The 18,725-nt window shown below is 68.1% G+C and carries 14 protein-coding genes; 1 reads left to right on the top strand and 13 read right to left on the bottom strand.

The annotated features are described in order from the left end of the window. Positions 1-46: 46 nt before the first annotated feature. The 5 genes from BJY22_RS35245 to BJY22_RS35225 form a co-directional block, all read right to left on the bottom strand. Entirely contained in the window at positions 47-1,333 is a 1,287-nt protein-coding gene (locus BJY22_RS35245; protein ID WP_167215802.1) for an alpha/beta hydrolase, read from the bottom strand. Between the two features lie 504 nt (positions 1,334-1,837). Beyond that, the gene (locus BJY22_RS35240) at positions 1,838-3,250 is read right to left on the bottom strand and encodes a dihydrolipoyl dehydrogenase family protein (protein WP_337759738.1); all 1,413 of its coding nucleotides are present in this window, start codon (positions 3,248-3,250) and stop codon (positions 1,838-1,840) included. Positions 3,251-3,327: 77 nt separating this feature from the next. Then, positions 3,328-4,380 carry a PhnD/SsuA/transferrin family substrate-binding protein gene (locus BJY22_RS35235; RefSeq protein WP_167215798.1) on the bottom strand — a complete coding sequence of 351 codons (1,053 nt, stop codon included), beginning with the start codon at positions 4,378-4,380 and terminating at the stop codon, positions 3,328-3,330. Then, entirely contained in the window at positions 4,377-5,117 is a 741-nt protein-coding gene (locus tag BJY22_RS35230; protein ID WP_167215796.1) for an ABC transporter ATP-binding protein, read from the bottom strand. The genes BJY22_RS35235 and BJY22_RS35230 overlap by 4 nt, the downstream gene beginning before the upstream one ends. After that, positions 5,114-5,878 (bottom strand): ABC transporter permease, encoded by a 765-nt coding sequence (locus BJY22_RS35225; RefSeq protein ID WP_202891404.1) that lies wholly within the window; start codon positions 5,876-5,878, stop codon positions 5,114-5,116. The genes BJY22_RS35230 and BJY22_RS35225 overlap by 4 nt, the downstream gene beginning before the upstream one ends. 299 nt (positions 5,879-6,177) lie before the next feature. Between BJY22_RS35225 and BJY22_RS35220 the strand changes: the two genes are divergently transcribed. Then, positions 6,178-8,931 (top strand): helix-turn-helix transcriptional regulator, encoded by a 2,754-nt coding sequence (locus BJY22_RS35220; protein WP_167215794.1) that lies wholly within the window; start codon positions 6,178-6,180, stop codon positions 8,929-8,931. A 4-nt stretch (positions 8,932-8,935) separates the two neighbouring features. Here the strand turns inward: BJY22_RS35220 and BJY22_RS35215 are convergent, their stop codons facing one another. The 8 genes from BJY22_RS35215 to BJY22_RS35180 all read right to left on the bottom strand — a co-directional run bounded on the left by BJY22_RS35215 (position 8,936) and on the right by BJY22_RS35180 (position 18,596). After that, positions 8,936-9,907, bottom strand: a complete 972-nt coding sequence (locus BJY22_RS35215; protein ID WP_167215792.1) for a GlxA family transcriptional regulator — start codon at positions 9,905-9,907, stop codon at positions 8,936-8,938. A gap of 247 nt (positions 9,908-10,154) precedes the next feature. After that, entirely contained in the window at positions 10,155-10,661 is a 507-nt protein-coding gene (locus BJY22_RS42105) for a GNAT family N-acetyltransferase (protein ID WP_167215790.1), read from the bottom strand. Then, positions 10,658-12,547: a transketolase gene (locus BJY22_RS35205; RefSeq protein WP_202891403.1), complete on the bottom strand. Its 1,890-nt coding sequence runs from the start codon at positions 12,545-12,547 to the stop codon at positions 10,658-10,660. Before BJY22_RS35205 ends, BJY22_RS42105 begins: the two co-directional genes overlap by 4 nt. A 145-nt stretch (positions 12,548-12,692) precedes the next feature. Beyond that, positions 12,693-13,976 (bottom strand): serine hydrolase domain-containing protein, encoded by a 1,284-nt coding sequence (locus BJY22_RS35200; protein ID WP_167215786.1) that lies wholly within the window; start codon positions 13,974-13,976, stop codon positions 12,693-12,695. A gap of 62 nt (positions 13,977-14,038) precedes the next feature. Continuing rightward, the gene (locus BJY22_RS35195) at positions 14,039-15,895 is read right to left on the bottom strand and encodes an ATP-binding protein (protein WP_167215784.1); all 1,857 of its coding nucleotides are present in this window, start codon (positions 15,893-15,895) and stop codon (positions 14,039-14,041) included. Between the two features lie 113 nt (positions 15,896-16,008). Next, a complete protein-coding gene (locus BJY22_RS35190; RefSeq protein WP_167215782.1) occupies positions 16,009-16,974 on the bottom strand; it encodes a GlxA family transcriptional regulator in 966 nt (321 codons plus the stop codon). Continuing rightward, complete coding sequence (locus BJY22_RS35185) at positions 16,971-17,384, bottom strand: universal stress protein (RefSeq protein ID WP_167215780.1); 414 nt, start codon at positions 17,382-17,384, stop codon at positions 16,971-16,973. Before BJY22_RS35185 ends, BJY22_RS35190 begins: the two co-directional genes overlap by 4 nt. 12 nt (positions 17,385-17,396) lie before the next feature. Continuing rightward, complete coding sequence (locus BJY22_RS35180) at positions 17,397-18,596, bottom strand: YbfB/YjiJ family MFS transporter (protein WP_167215778.1); 1,200 nt, start codon at positions 18,594-18,596, stop codon at positions 17,397-17,399. Between the last annotated feature and the right edge of the window lie 129 nt (positions 18,597-18,725).

Raw genomic sequence — 18,725 nt, 5'->3', positions numbered from 1 at the left:
GCCGGTCCCCTGTGGTGAGTGGAAACCTCGCCGTGTCGACTCGACGTCAGTTCACTGATCGGCCCGCGTCCCCGGCTTCCTGCCGCAGGTCGGACTGTGTGCTCGTGTTGGTGCAGGCGACATCGGCCGCCGGCAGTTGTCCCGTCACCAGGTACCGGGTGACGGTCGTGTCGACGCATGTGTTGCCGTATGTGAGATACACGATGTGCTTCTGAGCGTTGCGCAGCGTGACTAGGCGCGAGTTCAGGAGCAACTCGTGCAGGCGGTGGGCGCCCGCGGCTGGTGTGGCGGTGTCAAGTTCCGACTGGACCAGGAGGATGCCCGGCGCTGCGTTGCCGGGTCCGATCGTGGTGACCGGTTCGATCGGCCGGTAAGGCCAGAAGGTGCACGGTTTGACCGTTGCAGCCGTCGCTCCGTAGAGGGGATAACGGTGGCCGTCCCGAATCTTGTCGCGGCGGTACAGATCGAGATCCCCCGTCCACTTCACGTCGTCGCAGATGATCGCCAGTTGGGCAGCGACTGCGTTGTCGTGAGGCGGCGGAGTCAATGCTCCGGCGACGTAGTCTCGAACCGCAGGCTGCAGCCGGCCGCCGTTGACCATGACGCGGATCAGATCAGACAGCACCGGGTACAAGCGGTCGTCGTACATCACGGCGAAGGCGATCATCCGCAGGTGTTCGCCGGTCAATCTCATGTCGTCCACGGGCAGCGAAACGCGGTTGCCGTCGGCAATCAGCCGGTCGAACCGTGCGCGCACTGCCGGTCCGCTCGTCCCGACGACGTACTGCTCGTTGCGCCCGGCTGTCCAGGCCGCCCAGCGGTTCAGGCCGACCTCCACGGCAGGTGACATCGCACGCGTCAAATCGCGCCACACCACGTCCGGGTTGACAACACTGTCCAGCACGATTCTGTCGGCGTGGGTGCCGAACATCTGCGTGTAGACGCTGCCGAGGTACGTCCCGTAGGAATAGCCCAGGTAGGACAGCTTGGGCTCACCGAGCGCGCCACGGATCACGTCCATGTCCCGGGCTGTGTTGCGGGTCGTCATGAACCGTAGGAGCGGCCCGTTCACCCGCGCGCACTTGGCTGCGATACCGGCCTGCCTGTCAACGTCAGCGGCGAAGCTTTGCGGTGGCAGCAGCAGATAGTTCTGCTCCTCCGTGGTCAGCCCGCAGGTGATGGGGGCGGACCGGCCGACCGACCGCGGGTCGAAGCCGACGAGGTCGTACCTGTCGCGTGCCTCGGCGGGCATGGCCGCTGCGAGCTGCGGCGGCAGTAGCAGGCCGGCGTTCCCGGGTCCGCCCGGGTTGATCAGGAGAATTCCGCGACGCAACCTCGGCTGTTGCGACTGCAGCCGGGAGATCGCGATCGAGATGGTAGGCCCGGCCGGCCGGCCGTAGTCGAGAGGGACGGTGACCGAAGCGCACTGAAGCGTAGGGGCTCCTGCGCAACTGCTCCAGATCAGGGTCTGCCGGTAGAACCGCTCCAATCCTGTCGGTACCGTTGGCTCTGGCGACGGACTGGTCCCCGGCGTTCCGATGTCGCTGCTCGTCGAAACGGCGACCGGGGCCGTCCCGACCAGCATGAAGAGCGCAGCGAGCACTGCGATGAGGGGGAGCAGGGGACGTCTGGGAACATTCATCGGTCGCTCCGATCAGTAACGCACGCCCGGCGCCCGGACATGCATGGATTGAACGGCGGACCACCCCGCCCGAGGCCCTGGTTCCCTCGGCGGATCTGCTGCGAGGCCACCGTCTTCCGACCATCGCCTGCCTCGTTGCACCTGGCTTGCACTGACGAATGGTTCGACAGCGCAGGAGTGGCGTCTGCGCGGCGATCAGAGACCGTACGCCTCGAGCATGCGCAGCCATACTTCACTGACCGTCGGAAACGCCGGTACGGCGTGCCACAGCTGGTCCAGCGTGATTCCCGACGTCACGGCGACCGTTGCCGCGTGTAACAACTCGGCCGTGCCAGGACCCACGAAAGTCGCACCGACGACGACGCGGCGGTCCTCGTCGACGACGATCTTCGCCCGTCCGCGAACGTTGTCGCCGAGGACGTAGGTGCCAGCGAGCCCGGCGAGGTCGTACTCAACAGCGCGAAGCCGGAGTCCCCGGGCCCGAGCTCCCGCCTCGGTGAGTCCGACCGAGCAGACCTGTGGGTCGGTGAAGAGGACGTACGGCGCCCCGTAGGCATGGGCATGGTCGCGCAGTGACAATGCGGTGTCATCCGTGCCGCGAGCTCGCGCTACCAGCACATCGCCACACACGCGTGCCTGGTACTTTCCCATGTGGGTCAGGAGCGATCGTCCGTTGAGGTCGCCCACCGCGTAGAGGCAGCCGCCCGGGCAGTCTACGGCTCGTAAGCTGTCGTCAACGTTCAGCCAACTGCCGGGGGTCAAGCCGACTGCCTCCAGGCCGAGCCCGGCAGAGGCCGCCTTCCGGCCCGCCGCGACCAGAATCTCGTTGGCTTCCACGCACGATGCGTCTGCCAGGTGGACCGTCACCTCGCCACCCGGCTCGGGGCGATCGACTCGCGCCACCTGGGCGTTGAGTCGTACGTCGATGCCGGCGTCGAGCATTGTCTCGGCGAGCAGCTCACCGGCGAAGGGTTCGGCTCGCCGCAACAACGAGCCGCGGGCCAACACAGTGACCTGCCGGGCGCCGTGGCCGCGCATCGCTTGAGCCATCTCGCAGGCTACGGCGCCGCCACCCACAATGATCAACCTCTCCGGGATCACGTCGGCGCCGGTGATCTCCCGGTTCGTCCAAGGGCGGGCCGCGGCCAGCCCCGGGATGTCAGGAATGATCGGCGTACTTCCGGTCGCCAGGACGATGGCGTGTCGCGCGCTCAGAGTCAGCTCCTGACCGTCCGGCCGCCTCACCGCGACGGACCGGCTACTGGTCAGTCGACCCCACCCGCGGATGAACCTCGCGGGCAGGCCCTCGATCCAGCCGACCTGGCCGGTGTCGTCGAGTTCCGAAATCGCCTCGTTGCGTCGCCGCAGGACCGCGTCGACGTCGACCGCCGCGAGACGCATGCCAGGCACTCGAGACACCTCGGCCGCGAGAGCCAGCGGTCGGAGCAAGGTCTTGCTCGGAATGCATGCCCAGTACGAGCATTCACCGCCCGCGAGGCGGTTCTCGACGACCGCGGCAGTCAGCCCGCCGCGGACGACCCGGGACGCCACGTTCTCTCCGGCGGGTCCTGCCCCGATCACAATCACGTCGAACTCGTCGTGCGCCACGTCGCACCTCCTCGTCGGAACGGAGGCTGCCGCCATGACTTGCACAGGCGTTGCACATGCGGCTAGACCACGGTGCATCACGGCCTTCGTGAATGACCACGAGCCGGGCCGATGTGCCTGCTCGGGGTGAGAGGCGTAGTTCGGTCGGTGCCCGGGAACAACAGACGGTTGAAGCGGTCGTCGTACTGCTCTGCCGCGTTGAGTCTTCGTGGAAGCAGGCCGAGCTCGTTGAACGCGTCCGCTTGGCGTTGTTGAGCCTGGATCGCAGCGCCGTCGATCGGGACAAGGTAGGTGGTTCCTCGCCGGACCGTCTCGTGGGCCACCTGCGGTGGCAACTGGTTCACGCGTGCATAGACCGCGGCCCAGGCCGCCTCGCTCCTGGCCGCCCACGCGATCGCGGCCTTGATCCGTTGCAGGAAGTCCCCAATCACTGCGGCGCGCCGGGGATCGGCGAGCGCTGCGTCGGTGGCAACCAGGACGTTCGATCCGGACAAGAGCCCTTCACCGGTCCGCAGGATGTCCGCGACCCCGGAGCTCACCGCGGTGGCAGCGAACGGATCGACGAGTACGGCGGCCTCGGCGTCGCCGCGTCCGAGGGCGGTGATGGCCTCGGGTGCCTGCAAGTTGAGCTGCCGCACGTCGTCATAGGCGAGACCGGCCTCCCTCAACGCCTCGAGCAGGAGGTATTGGGTGATCGTGCCCGGAACGATGGCGACTGGTTTCCCCCGGAGGCCGGCCATCGTCCGCACCGAGGACCCGCGCCTGACCAGCAGAGAGACGTTTCGCGCACCCTGCGGCGCGCGGGTCATGGCGACGATGTGTACGGCGACGCCGGCTGCCTCGGCGAAGATCGGTGGTGTGTCCGCCATGTAGGCGATGTCGGCCGACCCGGCGCTCTGTGCCTCGATGGCCTGTGCCCCGTTCTCGAAGGAGCTCCAGGTGATGGCGTACGGAAGGTCTTCGAGTTGTCCGGCCGCCTGGAGGAGCGGCTTCAGGTTCGAGCGGATCTGTCCGACCCGGAGAGCGTCGGCTGGACCGGCGACCGAGTCCGGATGGGCGTGTGGAGAGTCAGGCGAACAGCCTGGAACGATGATGAGCAGGACTACCAGCAGGGCGCGTAGGTACTTCATCTCACGCCCTTCTGAGCCAGTCCCTCGGCAACGCCGAGACCGGCAAGCAGCCGACCTCGAAATGCGGCGAACTCCGCGGTGCCGCGATCCCGGGGGCGAGGCAGCGGCACGGCCACGTCAGCCGTGATCATGCCGCCGTCCATCGTCAGAATGCGGTCCGCGAGCCCGAGCGCCTCGTCGAGGTCGTGGGTGACCAGGAGTGTCGTGGTGCGATGGCGCTCGACCACGTTGCTCAGCAGCGCCTGCATGTGTGAGCGGGTGAGCGCGTCCAGAGCTCCGAACGGCTCGTCGAGAAGAAGTACCTCGGGGCCGCGGGCCAGTGCCCGTGCGAGGGCCACGCGCTGGACCTCGCCGCCCGACAGCTCGCGAGGCCATGCGCGACCACGCGCGGCCAGGCCGACTTCGGTCAGAGCGCGTGCCGCGGCAGCCTTGGCGGCGCGGCCGCGCAGACCCAGGGCCACATTGGCGGCCACCCGCTGCCACGGTAGGAGGCGCGCATCCTGGAACATCAGGCTGAGCCTGGGGGAGACGGCGACCTCGCCATGAAACTCGTCATCGAGACCGGCCAGGATGCGCAGCAAGGTTGTCTTGCCGGCTCCGCTGTGCCCGATGACGACGACGAACTCGCCCCGCTCCACGCTGAGGTCGATCCCGCTCAGCACCGAGCGGGCGCCGTATGAACGCTGAATTCCGATGGCGGTGACCATCGGGGCGCTGCGGTGCCGGAGCGAGTTCATGGGCGTGTGTACTCCCGTCGCCACGACAACAGATGGCGTTCGAGGAGCCGGACGAAGCGGTCCGACAGCCAGCCGAGCAGCCCGTAGACGAGCAGACAGACGAACATCACGTCGGTTCGGAAGAACTGGCGTGCGTCGGTCATCAATTGACCCAGACCGCTCGACGCGTTGATCTGCTCACTCACGACGAGCACCAGCCAACCGAGGGTGAGTGAGTAGCGGAGGCCGACCAAGAGACCCGGTAGCGCTCCGGGTACGACGATGCGACGGACGGCTGTCCACCGTCCGAGCTGGAGGGAGCGGGCCAGTTCGTCGTACGACCGGTCGACCGAACGGATGCCTGCGAAGGTATTGAGGTACACCGGGAAGCAGGTGGCCCAGGCTATGAGCAGGACCTTCGGCAGCTCACCGATACCGAACCACAGGATCGCCAGTGGCACGAGCGCGAGGGCCGGCAGGGCGCGGAGGATGTGAACCGGAGCATCGATGAGGTCTTCGCCGATCCGGAAGAGACCCGACAGCAGGGCCAGCATGACTCCGGCTGAAACGCCGAGAACGACGCCAGTGGTGACGCGCTGCAACGACGCGGCAATGGCGTCGGGTAGCTGCCCGGAGCGCAGAAGCTCGATGCCGGTGGCCAGTACCGCGTCCGGCCCGGGAAGCCTGCGACTGTTGTCCCCGGCTGTTGATGCGGCGACCCACCAGATGCCGATCAGAAGGGCAGGACCGAGGAGCCTGCGGATCGCGGACGGGATGCGCAATCCCTTCCGATGTCCCTGACCGGTGAATCGGCGAAGGTTCGGCACAGCGTGCTCGAGTCCCGAGCCAACCCCGCCCGGCCCTGTGCCAGCGGCATTGATCTTCACCGTCCCCTCCCACCCCGGAGCGCGTGGACAGACGCCCGGAACTTTTCGACTGTACTTGCTGATTCCCCCCGCTGACAGGTGCGCCGCGGACAGCCGATGTTGCATAGGGGGACGGGAACTGCCAATCTGAAAACCCCTGCTCGGCGGATGTGGGAGGCATCGCCGACGGCGCGTGCGAATGCGGAGGGTTCCGGATGGCGACACCGCTGCGAGGGCGCGAGGCCGAGACCGCGCGACTGGTGGAGCTGCTCGATCGGCTCGACGCCGGCCTGGGAGCTTCGGCTCTGATCCTGGGCGAGGCCGGAGTCGGCAAGAGCCGGTTGATGGACGAGCTGACCGCAATGGCCGGGCGGCGCGGTCAGCGGGTGATCCGCATCAACGCGGATGAGATCGATCTGATGAGTCCGCTCAGTACCTTGTTACGCGGGCTGACTCGTGCGGACGCACTGGCCGGAGTCGGCCCGCTGCTCGACGAAGCGGCTGCCTCCCGGCCGGCCGACATCTGGTTGCTCACCGAGATCCAGTCTCAACTGGAGCGAGCCGCCGGCGAGGCACCGCTGGTGGTGATCGTCGACGACGTGGATCGTGCGGACGATCTCAGCCTGCACGCGGTGCGATTGCTGAGCGACGCTCTCGAGACCAGCGCGATAGCGTGGTTCCTGACAGCGCGGGCGGAACCGCCGCCGAGGTTGTCGAGGCTGCGCGGGAGCATCGCCCGCAGCGGTGGGCTGATCGTGACGTTGCGGTCGCTCGGGGACGCTGATGCGATCCGGCTGGTCGAGGACATTCTCGGTTCCCAACCGCAGGCGTCGCTGGTCGATCTAGCGCTCGCCGCTGGGGGTAATGCATTGCTCCTGACCGAACTCGCGCACGGTTACCTCATGGAGGGGCGGGTTGCCGTCGGTGCCGGCGCGGAGGGAGGGCTGACTCTGCCGATGCGCGTGCGGGAGGCCATCCGATCAAGGGTGACGGCGATGCCACCGGACGCCATCCGCGTTCTCGAGGTCGCGGCGGTTCTGGGGCGCTCGTTCCGCGTGGCTGATCTGGCCGCGGTCATCCAGGCGAATCCAGCTGAGGTCATGAGCGCTCTGCGCCCACTGCTGAGCGAAGGCATGATCACTGAGCGCGCCGGTCAGTTGCTGTTCCGGCACGAATTGGTGCGGGAGGCTGTTCTGGCCGACCTTCCGGTCGAAGCCGTGCGGCTGGTGCATCACGACGTGGCGACAGTCCTCCTGGCGAGGGGTGAGCCACCCGTCGACCTCGCGAATCACCTGCTGGCCGGGGCGGGGCCAGGCGATGGGGGCCTCGCCGTGGCGCTCCTGAGGGCCGGCGAACGTTTGGTATCGACGTCACCCGGGCGCGCAGTCCAGCTGGCACAGAAGGCGCTCGAAACTTGTTCTGGTGAGGCCGGACGCTGGCTGGAGACGGCGCCGCGAGTGTCGATGCTTCTCACCCAGGCAGGCCGGCTCGACGAGGCGCTCGACGTACTGTCAGTGGCGTCCGCGCGCGGGCTCGACGGCGACAGCGAGGCGTTGGGGCGTGCGGCGCTGTGTGATGCGTTGTGGCGGCAGAGCCGGACGGCCGAGGCCGTGTCGGTGATTCGCCCGGTGCTGCGACGCGAGGACATTTCTGCCTCCGGAAGGCTTCGCTTGGAGGTTGCGTGGGCCCGCACGCGGGTGCTCGGCGGCCAGCCGGGTGAAGCCGTCGATCAGTTGGCAGCGTCGATCCGCGCCGCCCGCGAGCTGGCCGACACCGGCGTCCTGACTTCCGCGCTCGCCTCGCGCTCGATGGCGTTGCGGTTCGTGGGCCGGTTTGCCGACTCGTTGGCCGACGCCCAGCAAGCGGTCGCCGTCCAGCGCACGGACTCGGCCTGGCAGGGGGTCGACCCGCGGGTCTGGCTGGCGCGCAGCTTGGCTGCTGCGGACCGAGGCGAGGAGGCGGAAGCCCTCTGCCGCGACCTGATGCGCGACGCCAACGACTCCACGAGGGCTCGCGATCTGCCCGCGGTGAGTGCGACGTCGGCGCGGTTGCTCCTCTCCCGAGGGCGGGTTGCCGAGGCCAGGACGGAGGCGGAAGCGGGTATCGCTGCGATGGAGGCCGGAGGGAGCCGTGAGCTCGCGGCCGATCTCTACGCTTGTGCGGCGCTGACGGCGTGGCTCGAAGCCGGGCGGAGCGCGGCCCTGGACGTGCTCGAGCGCATCGATCGCACGACGCAGGACAACACCTACGGGATGAAGCACGTCGAGCTCGTGCGGGTACTGATCGGCGGTGGGCACGACGCTGCCACGACCGCGGAGCTGGTGGCACCGATGATCTCCGGGCTCGCGGAGTCGTACGGGCAGTTGGTGTTCGATCCTTTCCACGGACCGTCTCTGGTGCGGTGCTTGGTCACCGCCGGTCTGACCGCGGAGGCCGACATCGTCGTGCGGAAGTGTCGCGACCTCGCGGCGATGAATCCCGGCATCGCGTCGTGGCGGGCGGCGGGCGATCAGGCTGAGGGCCTGAGGCGGGGTGACGCCGAACTGCTGCAGGCCGCGGCCGACGGCTTCGAGAAATGCGGCCGGCTACTGGCCGCAGTGCTTGCTGTCAACGACGTCGCGTCGTTGCCGGGGCGTCGCCGCAGCCGCACCGACCGCGAACGGGTTGCGGCGTCGCTGCGCGGAGTCGGCGCGAACGCACTGGCTGGGCAGGTCGTTGCTGGGCGGCAGCAGCGGCCCAGGCCGGGGCCGGTCACCGGATGGGCGAGTCTGACCCCGGCGGAGTTGCGCGTCGTGGAGCTTGCGGCACTGGGCGCGACGAACAAGGAGATCGCGCAACGACTGTGGATATCGCCGTACACGGTCGACACCCACATGCGTCACAGCCTCGCCAAGCTCGGTCTACGGTCGCGAGTCGCGCTGGCCCGACTGGCGGTTGAGCAGCGGGCAGCCGATCCGACAGCGGAGTGAATGCTCACGACGCGACGGCCGTGGTTGTCCCGAAGCTCGCCCGGTACGCGGACGGATTCATGCCTGTCTCCCGCCGCAGATGCATGCGGAACGACGCTGCGGTGGCGAATCCGCACCGCTGAGCGACGTACTCGACCGGGTGGTCCGTGGTCTCCAACAGTCGGCAGGCCTCACGCAGACGCTCGGCGAGTAGCCATTGCCACGGGCTGACCCCGGTCTCGGACCGGAAGACCCGGGCGAACTGTCGGCGGCTCAGGCAAGCCTTGGTGGCGAGAAGATCGAGCGTGAGCGGCTCGCCGAGATGATCCAGCATCCATGCTCGTACGGCCGCGAGGCCGGCGTAGGAGCGGACCGGCACCGGCCGGTCGACGAGTTGCGTTTGATCTCCCGACCGAGGCGGGGAAAGCACCGCGTAGCGGGCGGCGGTGGTTGCTGCCATCACCCCATGGTCGCGCCGGACGAGTTCGAGGTAGAGGTCGATGCCTCCGGCCAGACCGGCGCTGGTGAAGAGCCGACCGTCCTCGACGAAGAGGGCGGTCGCGTCGACCCGCACGCTGGGAAACGTACGCCGCAGGAGGTCCGAGTACCGCCAGTGCGTGGTCACCCGGCGGCCGGCCAACAGACCGCTCTGGCCGAGAGCGAACACCCCGGTGCCGATACCGACAATACGGGCACCACGTGCCGAGGCCGACCTGAGGGCTGCAGCGATCTTCGGCGACACACCGGACGTCGGATCCGCCACCCCGGCGAGCATGATCGTGCCGGCGTCTCGCAGTACGGCGAGATCGTGGACAAGCTGCATGCCATACGAGGCGGTGCCGGTCAGCGGACCGACCTGATCACCGCATACCCGGACGCGGTACGTTCCGCCGGGTTCACCGAGTGGGGAGAACACCTGTTCGACGGCCGCAACGTCGAAGGGCAGGACCCCCGGCTGAACCACGACGGCCACTTCGTGGGGTGTGTGATCCGGCATGACTGAGTCTCCTTCGCTCTCGCTGCCGCGCTTGCGGCAGTGCTTCGAGACTCGTCGGCTCGGGCTGCGGGCACATCACGCAGGTTTGTGATCCTGTGGTCGCGGGGGTTTTGCGAATCGATCGGGATTGCGGGGTGCGCAGGTGCCGGAAGATCACGCGAACACGTGATCCGGCCGGCACTGTCATGGCTCACACCCCCGGTTGGCGTCCGCCGTGACCGGCTGCACGTGTGGTGCGAGGAACTGCTCAGGTGCCGAGCGGTACAGAGATGACGAGTACGTCGTCGTGCGCATTGATGCTGTACCGCTGGGCGGCTTTGCTGATCATCCGGCGGACCGCCGGATTGCCGGGCTCGGCAATTCCGATCGCCGTGCGGATCCCGGCCCGGCCCAGGGCCTCGAAGAGTGCTTTCGTCAGGAGAGTGCCGACTCCATGGCCTTGCCAGGCGTCGTCGACCCACACGGCGAACTCCGCCGTACCAGCGCCCATCGATGCCGCAGAGGCCACACCGAAGACTCTGCCGTGGTTCTCCGGGTCGCAGGCGTCGCGGGCGCCGAGCGCGAGTTGCCGGCCCTCGACGATGTCGTCGAGGTACGACTCCGGAAAGACAGCCAGAGCATGGTGGAACCGTTCGCGCCGTGTCCGCGGACTGCTTCGCTCGAACAGGTCGAGCAGTGCCTGCCGGTCGGCCGGTCCGAGCTGATCCGAGATGACGCAGCTCAGCGCAGGGGCGAGGTCATGCGTCGTGGTCACGAGCCACCGCCGAGCAAGCGGTGGCTGGCGGCAACGATGTGCCGGGCTCCCAGGCCGACTTCGTCGATGAGTTCTGGTGGGCTCCCCGACCCAGGCCGTACGCGGACTGCCAGATGCTCGACGCGTGCCGTCGTACTGGTGCTGTTGAGCGCCGCCAGGACCGCGTCGCCCAGACCGCCTTCCGGGTGGTGGTCCTCGGCTACGACGAGTCGGCCATGCGTCGCCTCGGCGGCGTCCTGAAGGGTCTTGCTGTCAATCGGCTTGACGGAGTACAGATCGATGACGCGGGCAACGATACCCTCCGTCTCGAGGAGTTGCGCTGCCTCGAGGCAGCTATGGGTCGTGACGCCGGCGCCGATCAAGGTGACCTGGTCGTGCGACGAGGAGCGCAGGAGCTTCGCCCCGCCGATCGGAAACGGCTCGCCGGGCTCGTACAGCACCGGATAGGCGCCCCGGGTCGCGCGGAGGTAGACGACACCGGACCGCTCCGCCATCGCTTGCACCAGGTACGACGTACTCGTCGCGTCGCTCGGGTAGAGGACCGTCGAGCCGTGGACCGCGCGCATCATCGCGAGGTCCTCCAGCGCCATCTGCGATGCACCGTCGGGGCCGACCTCGACCCCTGCATGCGTTCCGACCAAGCGGATGTTCGCTCGTGACACCGCCGCCATCCGGATGAAGTCGTGTGCACGGGTCAAGAAGGCGCCGAACGTCGCAGCGAACGGGATGAAGCCCCGGACACTGAGCCCGATGGCCGTGGCAACCATTTGCTGCTCGGCAGTGAAGACGTCGAAGTACCGTTCGGGGTGCATCGCGGCGAACGCGTCGGCATGCGTGGAGTTCCCGACCTCGCCGTCGACGACGACCAGCCGGGGGAGTGCACTGCCGAGCGAAGCCAGCGTGTCGCCGAAGGCGGTCCGGGTCGCAATGCGCGAGCCGGCCGGATACTCCGGCAACGTCACCGGTCGGTTCGGATGCGGCGGGGCGGGTGGACACGCCGCCGGGAGCGACCGCGGCAGCGACAGCTCGCGGGGGCCGCCGAGCTCGGCGATCGCCTGCTCGGCGATGTCCGGCGGCAGGACCTTGCCATGCCAACCTTCGGCGTCCTCGAAGCCGGTGAACCCGTGCCCTTTGCGGGTCTTCGCCAACAGGACGGTCGGCTGGTCGAGGTCAACGGCTTCTTGAAGGGCGGCGTCGATCGCCGCGACGTCGTGACCGTCGACCTCGAGATGCCGGCACCCGAACGCCGCCACCCGACGGGCGTAGGCCGGCAGGTCCCATTCCAGTTCCGTCGGCCCGCGCATCCCGAGACGGTTGACATCCACGAGCACGGTGAGATTCCGGAGGCGGAAGTAGGCGGCCTTGTCGAGGGCCTCCCACATCGAGCCCTCCGCGAGCTCGCTGTCACCGCACAGCACCCACACCCGGTACGGTGCCTTCTCGAGGTGCATGCCGGCCAGCGCGATGCCGACGGCGTCGGGCAGGCCCTGACCGAGCGAGCCGGTCGCGACGTCAACCCACGGTAGAGCCGGTGTGGGGTGCCCTTCCCATGGCGACCCGATCCGCCGGTAGGTGGTCATCAGTTCGTAGTCGGAGACAACACCGGCTGCCTTGAACATCGCATACAGCAGCGGCGACGCGTGTCCCTTGGACATGACGAGGTGATCGTTTCCCGGATTCGACGGGTGCTGCCAGTCGTAGCGCAGGTGGCGTGCCGCGAGCACTGCGAGGAGTTCCGCCGCCGACAGGCTCGACGTCGGATGACCGGACCCTGCAGCGGTGCTCATCCGGATTGCGTCGACCCGGAACTGCTGACCGAGTTCGGCGACCTGGTCGAGGTCGTCGGAGGGCGTTCGGGACTGGGGGCTGCGCGCGTGTGAGGACATCGCGTCGACTCCTTCGGTCATGGCTCATGCGGTCGCTGCCAGGATGCGGGGCCCTGTTGCACTTCGATTGCGCACGGCTGCGGCGACGGTGCCGGCAGAGCTGAGTGGCCCGGGTCTCGCATGACCCGGGCCACCTCCACGTCGCTCACTTGATCAGGTTGTGCGCCTTCAGAGTCGCGTGTACCGCCATCGCGAGCTTGCCGATGGAATTCGGTTCGGAGAAGCTGTTGACCCCCATCGCCATGATGACGCCCGACTCCGGCAGATAGACGTGCAGGACGCGCGTGCCCAAGGTCCCACCCTGGTAGCTCCAGAATGTGCCGAGAGGGCCGATGGTGCTCTGCTGCACGCCGAGCCCGAACCCGGCCGGTTCCGCTGCTGAGGTGCCGTCGATCGGTTCGCCGGTGCGCACCGATACCAGGCTGGTCAGTGCGGCCTGCTGCTTCGGCGGCAGCAACTGTCCGGAGTACAGGGCTCGAGTCCAGACCGTCAGGTCGTGGAGCGTGGAGAGGATCCCGCCCGCGGCACGTGCCCAGGACATGGTGGAGGTGCTCATGTCCTGGCCGTAGAGCCGATCCATCGGCCCGGATCCCCGGACGGCGAAGTAGCCGGCGGGCTCCCTGGCAGTGACCTGTCGCGGGTAGAGGTGGGCACGGTAGAACGTGTTCTTCAATTGCAGCGGGTTGATGATCCGTGAGTACAGTTGGCGCGAGTAGCTCGTGCCGGTCACCTTCTCGATGATCATCTCGCTCAACACGTAGCCCGTGTTGGAGTAGTGCCACTTCGCGTCCGCCGGTGGCAGGTCTGCCACGTAGGAGACCAGGTCGACCTTGCTGAGGTAGCGGTTGGGATCACTCGCGAAGTCGCCCAGCATCTGCGTGGCCGGGTCGTCGTAGGTCCTGATGCGGCTCGTCATGTTGAGCAGGCTTCGGATCGTGACGTCGCGCCATTGCGGGTACTGCGGCAACCACTTCCCGAGCTTGTCCTCCATCGACAGCCGGTGCTCTGCCTCCAGTTGGAGCAGGAGCACCGCGGTGAACGCCTTGGTGTTGCTTCCGATCTGCCAGACGGCGTCTGCGGGAACCGGTCGGTGGGTCTCGAAGCTCATGGTGCCCGCTGTCACGTCCACCGTCGACCGATGGCCGGGCAGGCTCAGACTCAGTCCGACCGCGGACGCGTACTCCTCCACGCCGTGCTGCTTCAGATAGGACTCGACGTGGCGCCGGAGATCGCTCTGGAGGGTGGCGGGGTGATCGGCCGATGCGGTCGCCGGCCGGTCCAGGGCCCGAGTGTCGCCGGCCGATGCTGTGGGCACCGCGACCGCGCCGAAGGCAAGAGCGCCGGCCAGTACGAATCCGGCCGTACGGCGACGGTACGAGAGACTCGTCCGGTGCATAGCTGGGTTGTGTTGGGAATCGGCGTCGGGCATGACGCCTCCTTTCGGGTGGGTCCCCTGGCGGAACTCGATGTGGTTGCGTAGGTCAACGATGGTCAGGCGGCTGTTCCGGCGAGCGCCGGAACACAGGCGTCCGCTGTGAAGCCGAGGAGCGGCCGCAGCGGCGTTGGGGTGGCCGCGCAGAGTGCGGCACGGAGCAGTTCACTCTCGAAGGCGAGAAGCTCACCATCGGCCAGCAGAAGTCCGGCGTCGACAGCCCGGCGAAGAGCAGTGACCGTTCCCTCGGGCCCGACGCGGACCGCTTCGGCTCCGGTGAACCGGAGCCCGAGTGCGGCTATCTTGGTGAGTACGTCGACGACCGCCGGCCCGGCGTGCTCGATCCGGTCGATGGCGGCGTCTACCAGGGACTGCGGCAGTTCGGCCGTGAGGTCAGCACCACGTCGGGCGGCGCGAAGTGCCTCGACGACGAAACGCGGATGTCCTGCTGTCAGTGCATGAATGCTGTCCGCGAGATGGCCAAGCTGGCTCCGCTCGGCCAGCAGTGCTGTCGCCGTCCGGTCGAGTGGTGCGAGGCACATGGCCGCCGCGGGGCCGAAGGGGTCGGGCCGAAAGGCGAGGTCGGTCGTCGCCACCAACGCGATCGGTGCGTCGGCAAGTCGCTGCCGCACCGCTGTCAGGGCTGACAGTGTGAGCGGATCGGCGTAGCCGGCATCGTCGAGCGCGATCAGTACCGGTTGCTGGGAGGCGATCCGGGCGACGAACTGCACGACTCCCTCGACCACCCGCGTGCGTCGCAGGGAAGCTCGCCGGCTGTGCGCCGTACCGGCTGGAACCGACTCCGCGAGGTCCGGCACGAGCCAGCAGGCCACGTCGCCGAAGTCGCCCACACTCGCACGAATGACGTCGGGATGCGCGGTCGCGTAGTACGAACGGAATGCGTGTGCGAGGGAGTGCAACGGAAGCCGGCGTGTGCCGGGCGCACAGCACCCCGTGAGCACCTCCCCACCGGTTGATCGGGCGAACCGGACAATCTCGGTCAGCACGGCGGTCCGTCCAGAACCTGGTGTGCCCCGGATTAGCAGGCTGCGGCCCGCACCCTCGACGGCTTCTTGCCAGACGGTCTCGCTCCGAGCGAGTACATCGTCACGGCCGACCAACGCTCTGGACGGTCGAACCGTGGACGCGTGTGGCTCCGCTTTTTGCCGAGGCTCTGGATCCAGGCCGCGCAGAATTCCTACATGAAGCTGGTCGGTCGCGCGATCGGGCGACGTACCGAGTTGCTCGCTCAGTTCGTTCCTGAGCCGCATGTACGTTCGCAGCGCGAGCGCGGGCCGGCCGGCCCGGTGGTGGGCCGTCATGAGGGCTCGGTACGCCACTTCGTCGAGGCTGTCGTCGGCGATCGCTGCCTCGGCGAAGGCTCGGGCTCGGTCATAGTCGCCGACTGCGTCGGCGGTCGTCCATGCCAGCTGGCGAGCCTGCCGAACGAGCGCGTCGTACTCGGTCCGGGCGCGGGCGAGCCAGTCTGTCGTCACCGAACCGGCGAGGAGCCCCAGGCTCAGCAGCCTGACAGCCCGGCGCGCCGCCGCGTCGGCCAACGCGGGTTCACCAGCGTCGAGCCGTCGCTGACTGGTTTGGACAAGACGGACTGCCTCGTCGAGGTCGACAGTCCATCGCGAGGTGTCCAGGCGGTAGCCGTCGTCGAAACGCTGCAGATCGCGGCCGATGATCCGTCGCAACCGGCTCACCAGTGAAGAGATGACCTGTGCGGCCGCATCCGGTGGCCGATCCGCCCACAGTGCGTCGATGACGGAATCCAACGGAACGACCCTGTTACGGCGTACGGCGACTAGCTTGAAGAGCGTGGCCGCTCGTCCGTTCGGTACGGCGACGCGGACGGGCGGGTCGCCGGTCAGCAGTTCGAACTCGCCGAGCAATCGCAGTGACATCGCCATGGTGCGGCTCTCCTTCGCCGGTCGTCTCCGGGGGGACACGGTCAGACTCCGGCGCTGGGAGGGTGCTGTGAGAGGGACTTCGAGGGCATGTGGGGCAAGAAAGGGGTCAAAGGTCACGGGTGTGCTCCGGTGGACCGGAACCGGGCGCGGTAAGCCGTCGGTGTGATCCGGACGGTGCGCACGAAGGCACGTCGCAAGGCTTCGGGCGAGCCGAAGCCTGCTTGCCGGGCAATGGTCTCGATCGACTGATCCCCGGTCTCGAGCAGGTTCTTGGCGTGCTCGACCCGGACCTGCTCGACGTAGCGCGCCGGCGTCGTACCGACCTCGTCGCGGAACATTCGCGTGAGCTGGCGCACGCTGACGGCGGCCCGGGCGGCCAGCGCCGCCAGGCGATGGTCACCTGCGGGGTCGAGCACGACAGAGTCGAGCACGGGACGAAGGTCGTCACAACGCTCGCATTCCGCCCGGACCCGGACGCTGAACTGCGATTGACCGCCGGGCCGCTGCATGAACACGACGAGTTGCCTGGCCACTGTCCGGGCGAAGGCAGCACCGTGATCGGCCTCGACCATGGCGAGGGCGAGATCGATACCCGCCGTGATGCCGGCCGACGACAGGTACTTGCCGTCCTGGACGAAGATCGCGTCGGCGTCGACCTCGATGGCAGGGTAGTCGCGGGCCAGACGGTCGGCGAGCGCCCAGTGTGTGGCGGCGCGGCGGCCCCCGAGCAGCCCGGCCTCGGCCAGGACGAACGCACCGGCGCACACGGCGGCGACCCGGTCGCTCGTCGCGGCCAGCCGCCGTACCTGCGCGAGAAGGTTTTCGTTCGCGGCGGCGAGGTCAGGGCTGCCAGGAATCACCGTGATCGCCGTGTCCCGATCGTCGATCTGCTCCAGCACGAGGTCGGCCATCAGCCGTACGCCGCCACTTGTCCTGACGGCGCGCCCGCCGAGCGAGGCGAGTTTCACGTCGTACCGCGCGCCGTGTTCGTTCGCGACCGTGAACACCTCGACCGGGCCGGAGACATCCAGGAGACGGACGCCGTCGTAGGCCACGACGATGATCTTCGAGCCGCTCATGTGACGAGCAGCACCGACGTCGGGGAGTTCAGTGCGACCTCGAGACTGACGCTCGTGCCGAAGAGCGACGCGAACCTGTTGTGGTGCCGCGGGCCGAGCACGATCAGATCGGCGCCGAACTCCCGCGCCCTGGTGAGGATCGCCTCCGCGACGTCCTCGTGCAGCACGTCGATGACTTCTCCGTTGGCGACGACACCCTCAGAGCGCAACTGGGCCAGCCGATGGTCGACCAGACCCTGTGCGGACTGGTCGTCCTCGAGGTCCACCACCTGATCGTAGACGGCTTCGGCTTCGTCGGCGTGCACCAGATGGACAGCCGCGCGACTTGCGCGTCCGAGGTAACTGACGACCTCTATCACCCGGTCGGTGCGGTCCGAGTCGTCCACGGCGGCGAGGATGCACTTGAACATGATGGATTCCTTTCAGGAAGCGTGATGGTCGCGCTGGAAGAGCGCCGCAACGGCAGCCAGGATCAGGAGCGCAGCCGAGAGCCAAAGACCGTTGGTGATCCCGCCGGCGCTGTCCGACAGCAGCCCGGAGACAAGCGGCCCAATCGCCTGACCAACAGAGAAGGCGACGGTGAGCAAGGCGATGCCGGCAGTCCAGGAGCCGTGGGGGAGCATCCGGCGGGCGATGACGGTGGCTGCGGTCGGTCCGGCCATGAAGCTCGCGCCGAAGACAACGGCCGAGACCATCGCGGCCGGGATGCCCGTGGGGAGCAGCAGCAGGGGGAGCACGCCGAGGAACACCAATACCGCGACCAACGCAGGTGCCTGCCCCGCGCGCAGCCGGCCGGCCAGGTGCCCCCAGACCGCCAGCGTGGCAACCACGGACGCGAGGCCCAGGACGACGAAGTACAAGGCGATGGCGGATCCGCCCAGACCCTCGGATTTGAGCAGGGCGATGACGAACGTCATGTAGCTGACGTAGCCGGCGCCGTACAACAGGTACCAGACGAAGGTCGGGGCCAGTCGGCGCAACTGATGACTGGCGAGGACGACGGAGTGCGCGCCGCTCGACGGGGTGACGGATCGTGCCCCCAGCCACGCGGGCACCAGCGCGACCAGGGAGATCGCTCCCATCAGCAACCACCCCAGCCGCCAGCCGGACGCGCCTGACGTGAGCGAGATTGGAACCACCAGTCCCGAGATGACCACTCCGATACCGACTCCGGCCATGTACACGGCGACCATCAGGGCCGATCGGCGTTGGGTGGCTCCGGTCACGATGTGGGAGGCGAGCACCGAACCGACGACGAAGGTCACGGCCGTCGCCAGGCCACCGACGAAGCGCAGCGCGAGCAGCGATGCGAAGTTCGTCGTCGCGGCGGTCGCCAGCAACGCCAACGCGCTCACGGCCAGGCTCCACAGGAACACCTGACGGCCACCGGCCTTCCGGGCCAGGAGCGCGGCGGTGGCGGCGCCGATGATGTAGCCGAGGGCGTTCGCGGTGTTCATCCCGCCGGCCTGCGCGTAGGTCCAGTCCAGTACCTCGTGCATAGGAGGAAGGAGAAGCGCATAGGCGAAGCGGGTGAAACCCAGCGCGACGACGCTGCCGGACGCGAGGGCCAGTGCAACGAGCGCTTGGCGGGCGATCGTCGGCTCCGCCGTGGTGGTGGTCATGGGGCAACTCCCGGGGATGTGCACATGGTCGATTCCTTCCGTTTCGTGGAACATCAGTTGTCAACACCGGGATGCCCTGCGCCGATGTCCACTGATCAGGACGCGAATCCCTCGGATCTGGCCACGGTT

This window comes from Kribbella shirazensis, assembly GCF_011761605.1.
In the GTDB taxonomy this organism is placed as follows: Bacteria; Actinomycetota; Actinomycetes; order Propionibacteriales; family Kribbellaceae; genus Kribbella; species Kribbella shirazensis.
The sequence above is the reverse complement of the archived record's forward strand: the minus strand, read 5'-3'. Positions and strand labels throughout refer to the sequence as shown.